The following is a 13,682-nucleotide window of genomic DNA, read 5'->3' as shown; positions in this document are numbered from 1 at the left end:
CCATTGATGACTGAATCGAACGACACGCCTGTCCAGCCGGACGAAGGCGACGAGCGCCAACACCGCCGCATCAAGAGTTTCGTGATGCGCGCCGGGCGCATGACTGAAGGCCAGCAGCGCGGCCTGGACCAGGGCGCGCCGCTGTACGTGCTGCCGCTGGCCGATGCGCCGGTCGATTACGACCAGGTGTTCGGCCGCTCGGCGCCGCGCTCGCTGGAAATCGGTTTTGGCATGGGCCATTCGCTGCTGGAAATGGCCGCGGCCGCTCCAGAGCAGGATTTCATCGGTGTTGAAGTACACCGTCCGGGTGTCGGCGCGCTGCTCAATGGCGTGCTGACCCAAGGGCTGACCAACCTGCGGGTCTACGATTGTGACGCGATCGAAGTGCTCAATCGCTGCATCGCCGACAACAGCCTCGATCGCCTGATGCTCTTTTTCCCGGATCCGTGGCACAAGAGCCGCCACCACAAGCGCCGCATCGTCCAGGCCTCGTTCGCCGAACTGGTGCGCAGCAAGTTGAAGGTTGGCGGCATTCTGCACATGGCCACCGACTGGGAGCCGTACGCCGAGTACATGCTGGAAGTGATGAACGTCGCCCCCGGCTACCGCAACCTTGCCGAAGACGGCAAATGCGTCCCGCGCCCGGCCGAGCGCCCGATCACCAAGTTCGAACGCCGTGGCGAACGACTTGGCCATGGCGTGTGGGATCTGAAGTTCGAGAAGATCGCTTAAGCATCACGCAAAAAAAACTGTGGGAGCGAGCCTGCTCGCGAAAGCGGTCTGACGTTCAACGATGATGTTGGATGTCAAGACGCCTTCGCGAGCAGGCTCGCTCCCACAATTGTTTTGTGTATGAGGAGATTACAGGGGGGCAAGAAATCGAGCGGGCACCTGCTCTGTCAACCAGACGCCATTTTCGGCCTGATAGAACTTGAAGCCCTGTTCTTCCATCTGCTTCGCGGCAACCTTCAGAACGACTGGCGTTCCGTAGCGTTGACCCACGGCCGACGCGGTGGCGATCTCGTCGGACAGATGCACCTGATGGCGTTGTCCTGGAATCAAGCCTTGTTCGTGGATCGAGTCGAGAAAACGCGTCGCTGTTCCGTGGTAGAGCGTTTGCGGTGGCTGTTTCTGCTCGAATTGCAGATCAACGCTTTTCGTCGAGTGGCCTTGAACAGCGCGTATACAGTGGCCATCAGCGGAAATCGTAAAACGCTTCTTGTCACTGCTGGTCACGACGTTTTCAATCAGCTCACGACTTAAATGCCTGCCATCACGCGCCGCGCCGCTGATCAGTGCTTCTATATTTGCCCAGCCATCCGAATCCAGCGTAAGACCAATCGCTTGAGGCTGGTGACGCAACACGAAGCTGAGAAATTTGCTCGTCTCATCCAGTAGTTTTTTACTCATGAACTTCCCTTTCATTGCAATCAACTGTGGGAGCGAGCCTGCTCGCGAAAGCGGTCTGACAATCAACGATGATGTTGGATGTCATGACGCCTTCGCGAGCAGGCTCGCTCCCACATTTCGTTTCGGGGTGCTTGCGGGGTCAGCGGCGGTCGGCGACGACGCCGATCAGCACCAGTACCACCAGCAGCACCGGCGCCAGGCTGTAGTTGTTGAACTGGCTCAGGCCTTTGATCACCCACGGCGTGGCGTAGATCAGCGCGGCGCCGCTGCCGATCAGGCAGAGCAGGGCCATCAGGGGCACGCGCAGGGCGCCGGCGATGCTGCCCAGGCGTTGCTCGACCCAGCCTTTGAAGTCAGCGCCAAACAGCACCAGCAGGCAACCGACCAGCGCCAAAGCGATTTCCGAGAGATTGCTGCGGCTCCAGCGGGAGACGGTGGCCAGCAGGTCGAGTATCAAATCCATGCGTTTTCCCTTTGAGCTGAAGTCAGTTCAGAAATTGTTGCAGCAAATCGTTGAGGAACAGTTGGCCGCGTTCGGTCGCCGCCAGGCGTGACGGTTCGACCTGCAACAGGCCGCTTTGTTCGGCTTCGCGCCGGCCTTCGGCGAGGGTGTCCAGCGACAGGCCGGTGCGCTCCGGATACAGGCGCGATTCGACCCCGGCAGTCAGTCGCAGGGCGTTCATCAGGAACTCGAACGGCATCTCGTCATTGCTCAGCGATTTCTCGCCGGCCTGAAAGCTTTTCGCCGGGTTCAGATAATCCTTCGGCAGGCGGGTTTTCCATGTGCGCACGATGCGCCCGTCCGGGTGACTCAACTTGCCATGGGCGCCGGCGCCGATGCCGATGAAATCGCCAAAACTCCAGTAATTGAGGTTATGCCGCGCCGGTCGACCGGCCTGGGCATACGCCGACACTTCGTATTGCGCGTAACCGTGCTCGGCCAGCAGCGCTTGACCGGCTTCCTGAATGTCCCACAGGGTGTCGTCTTCCGGCAGCACTGGCGGCTGGTTCCAGAACACCGTATTGGGCTCCAGCGTCAGCTGATACCAGGAAATGTGCGTCGGCTTCAACGCGATGGCCTGGCGCAGATCGCTCAGGGCATCGTCCAGCGACTGATCGGGCAAACCATGCATCAAGTCCAAGTTGAAGTTATCGAACCCGGCCTGCCGCGCCATGCCTGCCGCGCGCACGGCTTCGTCACCGTTGTGGATGCGGCCAAGGGCCTCAAGCTTCTCCTGCTGAAAGCTCTGGATACCGATCGATAGCCGGTTGATCCCCAGCTTGCGATAGGCGACAAACTTCTCCTGTTCGAAGGTGCCCGGGTTGGCTTCCAGGGTGATTTCGATGTCGGCGGCGAACGGGATGCGTTGTTCGACGCCCTTCAACAAGCGCCCGAGGGCTTCGGCGCTGAACAGGCTCGGCGTCCCGCCACCGAAGAAAATCGAAGTCAGCTCACGGCCATACACCGCATGCAGATCCTGATCGAGATCGGCCAGCAGCGCGTCGACGTATTCCTGCTCCGGCAGCACCGGGCTGGCGGTGTGCGAGTTGAAATCGCAATACGGGCATTTGCGCACACACCACGGGATGTGGATGTACAGCGCCAGGGGCGGCAGGATTGGCAGCGGTGCCCGAGGCGAGGGCGCGGCGCCGCCGATGATCAGCGACGACGCGGAAGAATCAGTGGTCATTTCAAGCCCAGACGCTGGCGCAGCAGATCCATTGCACGGGCGCGGTGGCTGATCTGGTTCTTGTCGGCCGGGCTCAGTTCGGCGCTGGAGCAGTCGCGCTCCGGCACCCAGAACAGTGGGTCATAACCGAAGCCGTGCTCGCCGCTGGCAGCGGTGAGGATGCGCCCGTGCCACAGGCCTTCGCAGAGAATCGGCAGCGGATCATCGGCGTGGCGTACCAGTGCCAGCACGCAGACGAACTGCGCGCCGCGCTCGGCTTGCGGTACGTCCTTCAGCGCATCGAGCAGTTTGGCGTTGTTCGCCGCATCGCCCTGGCCGTCGGCGTAACGCGCCGAGTAGATACCCGGCGCACCGCCAAGGAAATCTACCGCCAGCCCGGAATCGTCGGCCAGTGCCGGCAGGCCTGAAATGCGCGCGGCATTGCGGGCCTTGAGGATCGCGTTCTCGACGAACGACAGGCCGGTTTCTTCCGGCTCGACCTTGCTCCATTCGCCAATCGAGCGCAGTTGCACCGAGTCGCCGAGCATGGCCTGAAGTTCTTTGAGTTTGCCGGCGTTATGGCTGGCCAGTACGAGCTGCTTGATGTTCATCATTCGCCGGGAAAGAGTTCTTGGTTGAAGTTGATGGTGTTGATCTTGTCGCCGTTCTGCACCTTGATTTCAAAGGTGCGGGTTTCCTGCTGCGGCACCGGGTACTGGGCGATGTAGTAGATCGCGCCCTGTTCGGTGACCTGGCGGAATTTCAGCGGCACGCTGTTGCTGGTCAGGTCCTTGATCGTGCCGGTGACGCTGGCGATCACCGGTTTGCCGTCCTTGACCACCGAGACGTTGATCACGCCCTGGTTCTTGCTGCGGATCAGCTCGGCGGCCTTGGCGATGTCCGGTTGCAGGAACGTCGAGTTGAAGGTGTTGTAGTGCACCGTAATGTCGCCGAAGGTTTCCTTGCGCTCACCTTTGATGACGTCCGCCGCCATGGTGCTGGCGCTCAGGCAGGCGGTGAATAACAGCAACGCTAGACGGCTCATGTTCGTGCTCCTTCAAATGCCCTGGCTCAGACCGCGACTCGGTGGTCCGCCAGCTGCGGACTGCTGACGCGGTAGATACCGATTTCACCTAACAGATTAGGCCATAGCTTACTGGCCCACCCGTGGCGGTGCTGTTGATCCACGGCAAGCCGATCAATGACCTTGGCGTCACGTTCGCGGCACAGCTCTTCGAAGTCCTCGAAGGTGCAGAAGTGGATGTTCGGCGTGTTGTACCAGGTGTAGGGCAGGAATTCCGAGACTGGCATGCGGCCCTTGCTCGCCAGATACCAGCGGCAGCGCCAGTGGCCGAAGTTGGGGAAGGTAATGATGCACTGGCGACCGACCCGGAGCATTTCGTCGAGGATCTTGTCTGGGTAATGCACCGCTTGCAGGGCCTGGGTCATGACGACGATGTCGAAACTGTTGCTGGCGAAGTTGCCCAGGCCTTTGTCCAGATCCTGCTCAATGACGTTGATGCCCTTGGCCACGCACTCGGCGATGTTGTCGGCGTCGTTTTCCAGGCCATAACCGGTGACGTTCTTGTTGTCGCGCAGCCAGGTCAGCAGCTCGCCGTCACCGCAACCCAAGTCGAGGACGCGGCTGCCGGCGGGGATCCATTCCTGGATGATTTCCAGATCAGCTCTCATGGCTTTCTCACAACGAAATGCGGTTCATGTAATTGCCGAACGCCTGCAAGTAACGCGGGATCGGAATCAGGAAGGCGTCGTGGCCTTGCGGCGCATCGATTTCCAGATAGCTGACGTCCTTGCGCGCGGCCATCAGCGCATCCACCAGTTCCCGCGAGCGCGCCGGGGAGAAGCGCCAGTCGGTGGTGAACGACATCACGCAGAACTTGGCCGTGGCGTTTTCGAAGGTTTTCGCCAGATCATCGTCGAAGTTCGCCGCCGGATCGAAGTAGTCCAGCGCTTTGGTCATCAACAGATAAGTGTTGGCATCGAAGCGCCCGGAGAACTCTTCGCCCTGATAACGCAGGTAGCTTTCGACCTGGAACTCGACACTGTGGAAGTCGTAGTTGAGCTTTTCGCTCTTCAGGCCACGGCCGAATTTCTCACCCATGGAGTCGTCGGACAGATAGGTAATGTGGCCGACCATGCGCGCCAGCATCAGCCCGCGCTTGGGGATCACGCCGGCTTCCTGGAACGAGCCGCCGTGGAATTCCGGATCGGTGAGGATCGCCTGGCGGGCGACTTCGTTGAAGGCGATGTTCTGCGCCGACAGTTTCGGTGCCGAGGCGATCGCCAGGCAGTGCCGCACGCGATCCGGGTAGGTGATGGTCCATTGCAGGGCCTGCATGCCGCCGAGGCTGCCGCCGATCACCGCTGCCCACTGGCCGATGCCGAGCAGGTCAGCCAGACGCGCCTGGCTGTGCACCCAGTCTTCCACGGTGAGCACCGGGAAATCGGCGCCGAACGGCTTGCCGGTCTCCGGGTTGATACTGCTCGGGCCGGTGGAGCCGTTGCAGCCGCCGAGGTTGTTCAGGCTGACCACGTAGAACTTGTTGGTGTCGATCGGCTTGCCGGGGCCGATGCAGCTGTCCCACCAACCGGGCTTGCGGTCGTCGACGCTGTGATAACCAGCGGCGTGATGATGACCGGACAGCGCGTGGCAGATCAGCACGGCGTTGCTCGCCTGGGCGTTCAGCGTGCCGTAGGTTTCATAAATCAGGTCATAAGCGGCCAGCGAACGGCCACAGGCCAGCGTCAGCGGTTCGCTGAAATGCGCGGTTTGCGGCGTTACCAGACCAACAGAATCGGCGGGAAAGGCAGTTGGCATCGACCCTGCTCTCGTTGAAATGAGGCGTAAGTCTAAAGACCGGGGGGGTTAGCGGCAAGCAACGATCAGGTCCGGCGTTTTCGCTTCGGACCAAGGTGCAGCCATTCGCGAGCAGGCTCGCTCCCACAGTTGAAATGCATTCCAATGTGGGAGCGAGCCTGCTCGCGAAAAAGGCGACTCGGTCAGTCAGACCGAACGCACTGGCTTACATCAGCAAACGCAAAATCTCCGGCATCATGGTCATCGCCGCCAGATTGTTGATCACCAGCATGTCGATCAATTTCAGCGCAAGGAAAGCGAAGATCGGCGACAGATCCAGGCCACCGAGATTCGGCAGGAAGCGGCGGAACGGTGCCAGCGCCGGTTCGCAGATCTGGTTGACCAGCTCAGCGCCCGGATTGTGGCTGCCCGGTGCGACCCACGACAGAATCACGCTGATGATCAGAGCGAAGAAGAAGATCTTCAGGAACAGTGCAGTGACGCCGATCAGCGACCAGATCACCAGTTGCAGCGGATTGCCAGTGGTGCCGTAGGTCAGCAGCAGGGTCAGCGCCATCAGCAGCAGTTGCACCAGAATCGCCAGCACCAGCGACGACATGTCGAGGCCGAACAGGCTCGGGATGATCCGGCGCAAAGGCTTGAGCAGCGGCTGGGTGGCCTTGACCACGAACTGGCACAGCGGGTTGTAGAAGTTCGCCCGCACCAGTTGCAGGACGAAGCGCAGCAGCACGATCAGCAGGTACAGGCTGCCGAGGGTTTGCAGCACGTAAACCGCTGCGGTGTTCAATCCGATCATGTAAGGCTCCTTTATTTGCCCAGTTGTTCGGCCATTTCGGCCGAGCGGTGCGCGGCGGCGCCGAGTGCGGTTTCAACCAGCGCTTCGAAGCCGCCAGCCTGGAATGATTTGATCGCAGCTTCCGTGGTGCCGTTTGGCGAGGTCACGCGGCGACGCAATTCGGCTGCATCGACATCGCTGGACACCGCCATGTGCGCGGCGCCCAGAGCGGTCTGCACGGTCAGTTGCTCAGCGATCTCTTTTGGCAGGCCAAGTTTGACGCCGGCGGCGGTCATGGCTTCGATCAACAGGAAGAAGTACGCCGGGCCGGAGCCGGACACTGCGGTGACTGCGTCCAGTTGCTGTTCTTCTTCCAGCCACAGGGCGATGCCGACGGCGGACAGCAGCTCTTCGGCTTGCTGACGCTGCTCGGCGGTTACTTCGCTGGTCGCGTACAAACCGCTGACACCCTGACGCAGTAGCGCCGGGGTGTTCGGCATGCAGCGCACGATCGGCTGTTCGCCGAGCCACGCGGTCATGCTCGCGCAGGTAATGCCGGCGGCGATCGACACCACCAGTTGATTCGGTTTCAGGCTTGGGCGAATCGCCTCGCACACGGCTTTCATCGCCTGTGGCTTGACCGCCAGCACGATGACATCGACGCCGTCGATGGCCTGGGCGTTGTCAGCGAAGGTTTCGATGCCGTGTTCGGCGCTGACTTTGGCGCGGGTGTCTTCGCCCGGATCGCTGGCGCGGATCTGCGCCGCTTCCAGACCTTTGGCGCGCAAGCCGCCAATCAGACTGGCCGCCATGTTGCCCGCACCGATAAACGCAATACGTGTGTTGCTCATGTGTGGTCCTTATCTGGAAACGTTCAAGACTGGGAATAATCTCTGGCGCCAAACAGCGCGGTACCGATCCGCACCCAGGTGGCGCCTTGGGCAATGGCCGACTCGAGGTCGTGGCTCATGCCCATGGACAGGGTGTCGAGCGGCAGAGCGAGGCTCGCCTGCAGTGCCTGTACGGCGGCGAAGGCAGCGTCCTGTTCAGCGCGCTCTTCGGTCGGCTCGGGAATCGCCATCAGTCCGCGCAATTTCAGCCGGGGCAGGGCGCTGATGGCCTCGGCCAGCGCCGGCAGATCGGCCGGGGTGCAACCGGATTTGCTCGCCTCGCCGCTGACATTGACCTGAATGCAGATGTTCAGGGGCGGCAGTTCGGCCGGGCGTTGTTCGGACAGGCGTTGGGCAATTTTCAGACGATCCACGGAGTGCACCCAGTCGAAATGCTCGGCAATCGCGCGAGTCTTGTTCGATTGAATGGGGCCGATGAAGTGCCAGATCAAGGGCAGGTCGGCCAGCTCCAGCTGTTTGCCCAAGGCTTCCTGCAAGTAGTTTTCGCCGAAGTCTCGCAGGCCGGCGGCATAGGCTTCATGCAGGGCCTGGGCGGGTTTGGTCTTGCTCACGGCGAGCAAATGGATGCTGTTTTCGTCGCGGTGCGCAGCTTTCGCCGCTGCCTGGATGCGCGAACTAACCTGAAGGATGTTGTCTGCTATCGTGGACATCAAGAGGCGCCGGCGGTCTGTAGGTTCGCGGCATTCTACTGGAATTGAGGGACGCTATGGATATCACTGAATTGCTGGCCTTCAGCGCCAAACAGGGCGCTTCCGACCTGCACCTGTCGGCCGGCCTGCCGCCGATGATCCGTGTCGATGGCGACGTGCGACGGATCAATCTGCCGGCGCTGGATCACAAGCAAGTGCACGAGCTGATCTACGACATCATGAACGACACCCAGCGCATCGAATTCGAGAAAAATCTGGAAACGGATTTTTCCTTCGATGTACCCGGGGTGGCGCGCTTTCGGGTCAACGCATTCAACCAGAACCGTGGCGCCGGCGCCGTGTTCCGCACCATTCCGTCGAAAGTGCTGAGCATGGAAGACCTCGCCATGGGCGATGTTTTTCGCAAGATCACCGACGCGCCGCGTGGGCTGGTGCTGGTCACCGGGCCGACCGGCTCCGGCAAATCCACCACGCTGGCGGCGATGATCGATTACCTCAACACCCATCGCCATCACCACATCCTCACTATTGAGGACCCCATCGAGTTCGTCCATGAGTCGCGCAAATGCCTGATCAATCAGCGCGAAGTCCATCGCGATACGCGCAGCTTCGCCACCGCACTGCGCTCGGCGCTGCGTGAAGACCCGGACGTGATTCTGGTCGGCGAAATGCGTGATCTGGAAACCATTCGCCTGGCGCTGACCGCCGCCGAGACCGGGCATCTGGTGTTCGGCACCCTGCACACGACCTCGGCGGCGAAGACCATCGATCGCGTGGTTGACGTGTTTCCCGGCGACGAGAAATCGATGGTGCGTTCGATGCTGTCGGAGTCGTTGCTGGCGGTGGTGTCGCAGACGTTGATCAAGAAGATCGGCGGCGGGCGGGTGGCAGCTCATGAAATCATGCTCGGGACATCGGCGATCCGTAACCTGATCCGCGAGGACAAGGTGGCGCAGATGTATTCAGCGATTCAGACCGGTGGGTCGCTGGGGATGCAGACACTCGATATGTGCCTGAAAGATCTGGTGACCAAGGGCTTGATCAGCCGCGAGCACGCGCGCGAGAAAGCGCGTACGCCGGATAATTTTTAACCGCCAAAAGCAAAAGATCGCAGCCTTCGGCAGCTCCTACAGGGAAACGCTGATCCCAGTGTAGGAGCTGCCGAAGGCTGCGATCTTTTGATCTTTTAGCGCTGGACTACGCGCATCTGCTGTTGGTCTTTCGGCAGTACGCGCTTGGCCACGACGTAATGCTTTTCCCAGTACGGCTTGTTCAGCGTGTCGATGCTCACCGCTTTGCCACGGCGCGGGGCGTGGATGAAGCGGTCGTTGCCCAGGTAAATGGCAACGTGGTTGACCCGACGGCTCTTGATGTTGAAGAAAATCAGATCGCCCGGCTTCAGATCCTTGCGCTCGACTTTCTCGCCGTGACCGCTGGCCATGGCGTTGGAGGTGCGTGGCAGGTCGAAAGTAGCGTCGTTGAACGCGTATTTCACCAGACCGCTGCAATCGAAGCCTTTACTTGGGCTGCTGCCGCCCCAACGATAAGGTGTACCGAGGACGTTTACCGCACGGCTCAGCACATTGCTGCTTTCCTTGCTCGCCATCGGTGGCACCAGCTTGCTGCGGCTCTTGCTGCTCAGCGTGGTGGTCTTGCTCTTGCTGCTTTTGCTCGAGGGAGCCGAAGCATGGGATTTAGGGGTGAAGCCGTTGACGTTGGGAAGACGTTGCTCACGATTGGTGGCGTGGGCGGCCAGTGGCATTAATAGGCAAATAGTCAGCCATGTCTTGAAAAATGGTCGCATTAGGCGTGGCTCATAAGTGATAGCGCGCAACTTTATAACAGCTTTTTTTGCCGTTCCGAGGCCGTTCATCGATTCATTCGGCTGGCTACGGAACCAAAAACGCTCAAAAAGTACGCAATTGTCCGACAGAAGTCAGGTTCTACAAGGGTTTCGCGCTAGCAACGGTAACATTTGCCATACGTCGGCCACCTGTAAAAAAGTCACAAAGAAATGAAGAATATTTATCTATCGAGTGCAATGAGGTCTTAATGAACAGCTATCAGCTCCCCCGCGTGAAAGAAAAAGACACTCACAGCAAAGTCATCGGCTACCTGCTGTGGATTTTCGGATTCACTGGCGCGCACCGCTTTTATTACGGCAAACCGGTGACCGGGACGATCTGGTTCTTCACCTTCGGTTTGCTGGGGATTGGCTGGCTGATCGACCTGTTCCTGATCCCGGCGATGGATCGCGAAGCGGATCTGCGCTTTGCTGCCGGGCCGATCGAGTACAACGTCGCGTGGATCCTGCTGACCTTTCTCGGTGTGTTCGGCGTACACCGCATGTACCAGGGCAAATGGATCAGCGGCTTGCTGTATCTGCTGACCGGCGGGTTGTTCTTTATTGGCGTGCTGTATGACTTCTGGACGCTGAACGATCAGGTGTCGGTGCGCAACGCGCAGAATCGCGGCGCCTTCCAGTAAGTTTTTGCCAGATCAAAAGATCGCAGCCTGCGGCAGCTCCTACAGGGAAATGCATTCCAAAGTAGGAGCTGCCGCAGGCTGCGATCTTTTGCTTTTTAGGCCTGGTGAGTAATCCGCCCATCCACCAGCGTATAGCGCACCACGCCCGGCAGACTGTGCCCGATGAACGGGCAGTTCTCGCCCTTCGACAGCCAGCGTTCACCGGCCACCGTCGATGACTTCGGATCGAACAGCACGATATCCGCCGCACCGCCCACCGCCAGTTTGCCCGCCGGCAGGCGCAGCGCTTCGGCCGGGCCTGCGCTCAACCGAGCCAATAGCGTCGGCAAGTCGAGCAAACCATCCTCAACCAGCGTCATCGCCAGCGGCAGCAGTAACTCAACACTGCTGATGCCCGGCTCGGTGGCGCCGAACGGTGCCAGTTTGGCGTCGCGCTCGTGGGGCTGGTGATGGCTGGAAATGGCCGAGACCACCCCGGACTTCACAGCTTCACGCAGGCCATCGCGATCGGCGCGGGTGCGCAGCGGCGGTTGCACGTGGTAGAGGCTGTTGAAGTCGATCAGCGCTTCGTCAGTCAGGATCAGCTGATACAGCGCTACATCGGCGGTGACTTTCAGGCCACGGGCCTGCGCTTGGGCAATCAGCGCCACACCGCGCGCACTGGTCAACTGGCTGAAATGCGCACGTACGCCGGTTTGCTCGACCAGCAGCAGATCGCGAGCCAGCGCCACGGTTTCCGCCGTCTCCGGGATCCCCGGCAGGCCAAGGAAACTGGCGACCGCGCCTTCGTGGGCCAGACCGCCCTCGGCCAGATCGTGATCCTGCGAGTTGAAGATCACCGTCAGGTCGAAAGTCGCCGCATATTCCAGCGCCCGGCACAGGGTGCGGCTGTTGCGAAAGCTCTCCAGACCGTTGCCGAACGCCACGCAACCGGCGTCGCGCAGGGCGACCAGTTCGGCCAATTGCTCGCCGTCGAGGCCTTTGCTCAGGGCGCCGATCGGGAATACCTTGGTGTTGCCGGCCTCGCGGGCGCGGTCGAGGATCAGTTCGGCGACGGCCGAGGTGTCGAGCACCGGTCTGGTCTTCGGTGGGCAGCACAGGCTGGTCACGCCACCGGCAGCGGCGGCGCGGGTTTCGCTGACGATCGAGCCTTTGCGGCTGTAACCCGGCTCGCGCAGGGCGACGTTGAGGTCGACCAGGCCAGGTGCGGCGACCAGACCTTGGGCATCGATGGTTTCTACTGCGCTGAAACCGGCCGGTGCGGCGCCGAGGGCGACGATCTTGCAGGCTTCAACGTGGATGTCGGTGATTTGATCCAGGCCGCTGCTGGGATCGATAACGCGTGCGCCGAGAATGCTGAGCTTCACTGGGCGTTCTCCTGCTCGAATTGACGTTGCGCAGTCTGCCCGCTCATGGCCATGGACAGCACAGCCATACGAATCGCGATGCCGTAGGTCACTTGATTGAGGATCACCGAGTGCGGGCCGTCGGCCACCGCCGACTCGATCTCCACGCCACGATTGATCGGCCCCGGGTGCATGACGATGCAATCGGGTTTGGCCCCGGCCAGACGCGCGGTGGTCAGGCCGAACAGGCGATAGAATTCGCCTTCGCTGGGCAGCAGGCCGCCGGTCATGCGCTCGCGCTGCAGGCGCAGCATGATCACCACGTCGACGTCTTTCAGGCCTTCAGCCATGTCGGTGTAAACCTTGACGCCGTATTGCTCGATGCCGATCGGCAGCAGGGTTTTCGGCGCGATCACGCGGATATCCGGGCAGCCGAGGGTTTTCAGCGCGAGCATGTTCGAGCGCGCCACGCGCGAATGCAGGATGTCGCCGACGATCGCCACCGAAAGGTTTTCGAAACCGCCCTTGTGCCGACGGATGGTGAGCATGTCGAGCATGCCTTGGGTCGGGTGCGCATGCCGGCCGTCGCCGCCGTTGATGATCGCCACCTGCGGGCAGACATGCTCGGCGATGAAGTGCGCCGCGCCCGAGTCGCCGTGGCGCACGACGAACATGTCGGCAGCCATCGCTTCAAGGTTGCGCAGGGTATCGAGCAGCGTTTCGCCCTTGCTCGCCGACGATGTCGACACGTTCAGGGTGATCACGTCCGCCGACAGCCGCTGGGCCGCCAGTTCAAACGTGGTGCGGGTGCGCGTGGAGTTTTCGAAGAACACGTTGCACACGGTCTTGCCGCGCAGCAACGGGACCTTCTTCACCGCCCGGGCGCCGACTTCAAGGAACGAGTCGGCAGTGTCGAGGATTTCCGTCAGCAACTCGCGGCGCAGGCCGTCGAGCGAGAGGAAGTGGCGCAGCTGGCCCTGATCATTGAGCTGCAGCGGGCGCTTGGTATCTAGAGGCGTCATCGCGAGGGGGACTCTCAATAGGGCGGATTAAAGGGTGACGTCTTGCAGTTCGAGCGTCAGCGGCTCGGGCCCGGACAGCTTGACCCGCTGGTTGCCGGCCAGGGCCAGGGTGGCGCCGACCACGTTCGGGCGGATCGGCAGCTCGCCGGCGTCCAGGTCCAGCAGGCAGACCAGGGTGACGCTGGCCGGGCGGCCGTAATCGAACAGTTCATTCATGGCGGCGCGGATAGTCCGACCGCTCATCAGCACGTCGTCGATCAGCACCAGATGCTGGCCTTCGATCTCGAAGGGCAGGGCGGACGGGCGCACTTGCGGGTGCAGGCCATTCTGGCTGAAGTCATCGCGATAGAAGGACACATCCAGCGTGCCCAGTGGCGCATCGCTGTTCAGTTCCTTGAGCAGCGCCTGCGCGACCCAGATGCCGCCGGTGCGGATGCCGATGTAACGCGGTTCGCTAATATCACGCTGGGCAAGGTGCGCCTTGAGGCGGGTCGCCATCTGGCTGATCAGATCGGCGGGATTGGGCAGGCTCATGGTTGCTCCTTCGTGAATCCGCGCTGCGTCCTGCCGGA

Annotated in this window: 17 protein-coding genes; 3 read left to right on the top strand and 14 right to left on the bottom strand. The window is 61.2% G+C overall.

From position 1 onward, the window contains the following. Nucleotides 1–6 precede the first annotated feature (6 nt). Nucleotides 7–732, top strand: coding sequence for a tRNA (guanosine(46)-N7)-methyltransferase TrmB (gene trmB, locus FEE99_RS02175; protein ID WP_024014663.1), 726 nt, complete (start codon nt 7–9; stop codon nt 730–732). A gap of 129 nt (nt 733–861) precedes the next feature. Here the strand turns inward: trmB and FEE99_RS02170 are convergent, their stop codons facing one another. From FEE99_RS02170 to FEE99_RS02125, 10 genes are all read right to left on the bottom strand, one after another. Further along, on the bottom strand, nt 862–1,410 hold the full coding sequence (locus FEE99_RS02170; protein WP_041476819.1) for an RNA 2'-phosphotransferase: 549 nt from the start codon (nt 1,408–1,410) through the stop codon (nt 862–864). A 139-nt stretch (nt 1,411–1,549) separates the two neighbouring features. Then, nucleotides 1,550–1,873, bottom strand: a complete 324-nt coding sequence (locus tag FEE99_RS02165) for a DUF3392 domain-containing protein (RefSeq protein WP_008083808.1) — start codon at nt 1,871–1,873, stop codon at nt 1,550–1,552. Between the two features lie 22 nt (nt 1,874–1,895). After that, complete coding sequence (gene hemW / locus FEE99_RS02160) at nt 1,896–3,101, bottom strand: radical SAM family heme chaperone HemW (RefSeq protein WP_041476818.1); 1,206 nt, start codon at nt 3,099–3,101, stop codon at nt 1,896–1,898. Then, nucleotides 3,098–3,694, bottom strand: a complete 597-nt coding sequence (gene rdgB / locus FEE99_RS02155; protein WP_024014661.1) for an RdgB/HAM1 family non-canonical purine NTP pyrophosphatase — start codon at nt 3,692–3,694, stop codon at nt 3,098–3,100. The genes hemW and rdgB overlap by 4 nt, the downstream gene beginning before the upstream one ends. Continuing rightward, the gene (locus FEE99_RS02150) at nt 3,691–4,125 is read right to left on the bottom strand and encodes a DUF4426 domain-containing protein (protein WP_041476817.1); all 435 of its coding nucleotides are present in this window, start codon (nt 4,123–4,125) and stop codon (nt 3,691–3,693) included. The genes rdgB and FEE99_RS02150 overlap by 4 nt, the downstream gene beginning before the upstream one ends. A gap of 26 nt (nt 4,126–4,151) precedes the next feature. Next, nucleotides 4,152–4,772, bottom strand: a complete 621-nt coding sequence (metW, locus tag FEE99_RS02145; RefSeq protein WP_024014659.1) for a methionine biosynthesis protein MetW — start codon at nt 4,770–4,772, stop codon at nt 4,152–4,154. A 7-nt stretch (nt 4,773–4,779) separates the two neighbouring features. Next, a complete protein-coding gene (gene metX, locus FEE99_RS02140) occupies nt 4,780–5,919 on the bottom strand; it encodes a homoserine O-succinyltransferase MetX (RefSeq protein WP_041476816.1) in 1,140 nt (379 codons plus the stop codon). Nucleotides 5,920–6,124: 205 nt separating this feature from the next. Beyond that, nucleotides 6,125–6,715, bottom strand: a complete 591-nt coding sequence (locus FEE99_RS02135) for a YggT family protein (RefSeq protein WP_016772729.1) — start codon at nt 6,713–6,715, stop codon at nt 6,125–6,127. An 11-nt stretch (nt 6,716–6,726) separates the two neighbouring features. Next, nucleotides 6,727–7,545, bottom strand: a complete 819-nt coding sequence (gene proC, locus FEE99_RS02130) for a pyrroline-5-carboxylate reductase (protein ID WP_041476815.1) — start codon at nt 7,543–7,545, stop codon at nt 6,727–6,729. A 23-nt stretch (nt 7,546–7,568) separates the two neighbouring features. Continuing rightward, nucleotides 7,569–8,255: a YggS family pyridoxal phosphate-dependent enzyme gene (locus FEE99_RS02125; protein WP_041476814.1), complete on the bottom strand. Its 687-nt coding sequence runs from the start codon at nt 8,253–8,255 to the stop codon at nt 7,569–7,571. A 56-nt stretch (nt 8,256–8,311) separates the two neighbouring features. Between FEE99_RS02125 and FEE99_RS02120 the strand changes: the two genes are divergently transcribed. Further along, nucleotides 8,312–9,346, top strand: coding sequence for a type IV pilus twitching motility protein PilT (locus FEE99_RS02120; RefSeq protein WP_041476813.1), 1,035 nt, complete (start codon nt 8,312–8,314; stop codon nt 9,344–9,346). Between the two features lie 95 nt (nt 9,347–9,441). Here the strand turns inward: FEE99_RS02120 and FEE99_RS02115 are convergent, their stop codons facing one another. Continuing rightward, nucleotides 9,442–10,059 carry a C40 family peptidase gene (locus FEE99_RS02115; protein ID WP_041476812.1) on the bottom strand — a complete coding sequence of 206 codons (618 nt, stop codon included), beginning with the start codon at nt 10,057–10,059 and terminating at the stop codon, nt 9,442–9,444. Nucleotides 10,060–10,307: 248 nt separating this feature from the next. On the opposite strand from FEE99_RS02115, the gene FEE99_RS02110 reads away from it, so the two are divergent. Next, a complete protein-coding gene (locus FEE99_RS02110; protein WP_016772734.1) occupies nt 10,308–10,742 on the top strand; it encodes an NINE protein in 435 nt (144 codons plus the stop codon). 95 nt (nt 10,743–10,837) lie between these two features. Here the strand turns inward: FEE99_RS02110 and FEE99_RS02105 are convergent, their stop codons facing one another. From FEE99_RS02105 to pyrR, 3 genes are read right to left on the bottom strand one after another with little or no spacing between them, the layout of a single operon-like run. After that, nucleotides 10,838–12,109, bottom strand: a complete 1,272-nt coding sequence (locus tag FEE99_RS02105) for a dihydroorotase (protein WP_041476811.1) — start codon at nt 12,107–12,109, stop codon at nt 10,838–10,840. After that, complete coding sequence (locus FEE99_RS02100) at nt 12,106–13,110, bottom strand: aspartate carbamoyltransferase catalytic subunit (protein WP_016772736.1); 1,005 nt, start codon at nt 13,108–13,110, stop codon at nt 12,106–12,108. Before FEE99_RS02100 ends, FEE99_RS02105 begins: the two co-directional genes overlap by 4 nt. A gap of 27 nt (nt 13,111–13,137) precedes the next feature. Then, a complete protein-coding gene (gene pyrR / locus FEE99_RS02095) occupies nt 13,138–13,644 on the bottom strand; it encodes a bifunctional pyr operon transcriptional regulator/uracil phosphoribosyltransferase PyrR (RefSeq protein ID WP_041476810.1) in 507 nt (168 codons plus the stop codon). Nucleotides 13,645–13,682 lie beyond the last annotated feature (38 nt).

The organism is Pseudomonas sp. ef1 (assembly GCF_007293365.2).
GTDB lineage: Bacteria > Pseudomonadota > Gammaproteobacteria > Pseudomonadales > Pseudomonadaceae > Aquipseudomonas > Aquipseudomonas siliginis.
Note: the sequence above shows the minus strand (reverse complement) of the source record. Positions and strands in the feature narration are given on the sequence as shown.

What these genes read in the sequence shown, in the direction of transcription:
- proC (WP_041476815.1), bottom strand. Translation starts at nt 7,545, where the DNA reads ATGAGCAACACACGTATTGCGTTTATCGGTGCGGGCAACATGGCGGCC.
- FEE99_RS02170 (WP_041476819.1), bottom strand. Translation starts at nt 1,410, where the DNA reads ATGAGTAAAAAACTACTGGATGAGACGAGCAAATTTCTCAGCTTCGTG.
- FEE99_RS02120 (WP_041476813.1), top strand. Translation starts at nt 8,312, where the DNA reads ATGGATATCACTGAATTGCTGGCCTTCAGCGCCAAACAGGGCGCTTCC.
- FEE99_RS02125 (WP_041476814.1), bottom strand. Translation starts at nt 8,255, where the DNA reads ATGTCCACGATAGCAGACAACATCCTTCAGGTTAGTTCGCGCATCCAG.
- FEE99_RS02110 (WP_016772734.1), top strand. Translation starts at nt 10,308, where the DNA reads ATGAACAGCTATCAGCTCCCCCGCGTGAAAGAAAAAGACACTCACAGC.
- FEE99_RS02150 (WP_041476817.1), bottom strand. Translation starts at nt 4,125, where the DNA reads ATGAGCCGTCTAGCGTTGCTGTTATTCACCGCCTGCCTGAGCGCCAGC.
- FEE99_RS02135 (WP_016772729.1), bottom strand. Translation starts at nt 6,715, where the DNA reads ATGATCGGATTGAACACCGCAGCGGTTTACGTGCTGCAAACCCTCGGC.
- pyrR (WP_041476810.1), bottom strand. Translation starts at nt 13,644, where the DNA reads ATGAGCCTGCCCAATCCCGCCGATCTGATCAGCCAGATGGCGACCCGC.
- metW (WP_024014659.1), bottom strand. Translation starts at nt 4,772, where the DNA reads ATGAGAGCTGATCTGGAAATCATCCAGGAATGGATCCCCGCCGGCAGC.
- FEE99_RS02115 (WP_041476812.1), bottom strand. Translation starts at nt 10,059, where the DNA reads ATGCGACCATTTTTCAAGACATGGCTGACTATTTGCCTATTAATGCCA.
- FEE99_RS02165 (WP_008083808.1), bottom strand. Translation starts at nt 1,873, where the DNA reads ATGGATTTGATACTCGACCTGCTGGCCACCGTCTCCCGCTGGAGCCGC.
- rdgB (WP_024014661.1), bottom strand. Translation starts at nt 3,694, where the DNA reads ATGATGAACATCAAGCAGCTCGTACTGGCCAGCCATAACGCCGGCAAA.
- metX (WP_041476816.1), bottom strand. Translation starts at nt 5,919, where the DNA reads ATGCCAACTGCCTTTCCCGCCGATTCTGTTGGTCTGGTAACGCCGCAA.
- hemW (WP_041476818.1), bottom strand. Translation starts at nt 3,101, where the DNA reads ATGACCACTGATTCTTCCGCGTCGTCGCTGATCATCGGCGGCGCCGCG.
- trmB (WP_024014663.1), top strand. Translation starts at nt 7, where the DNA reads ATGACTGAATCGAACGACACGCCTGTCCAGCCGGACGAAGGCGACGAG.
- FEE99_RS02100 (WP_016772736.1), bottom strand. Translation starts at nt 13,110, where the DNA reads ATGACGCCTCTAGATACCAAGCGCCCGCTGCAGCTCAATGATCAGGGC.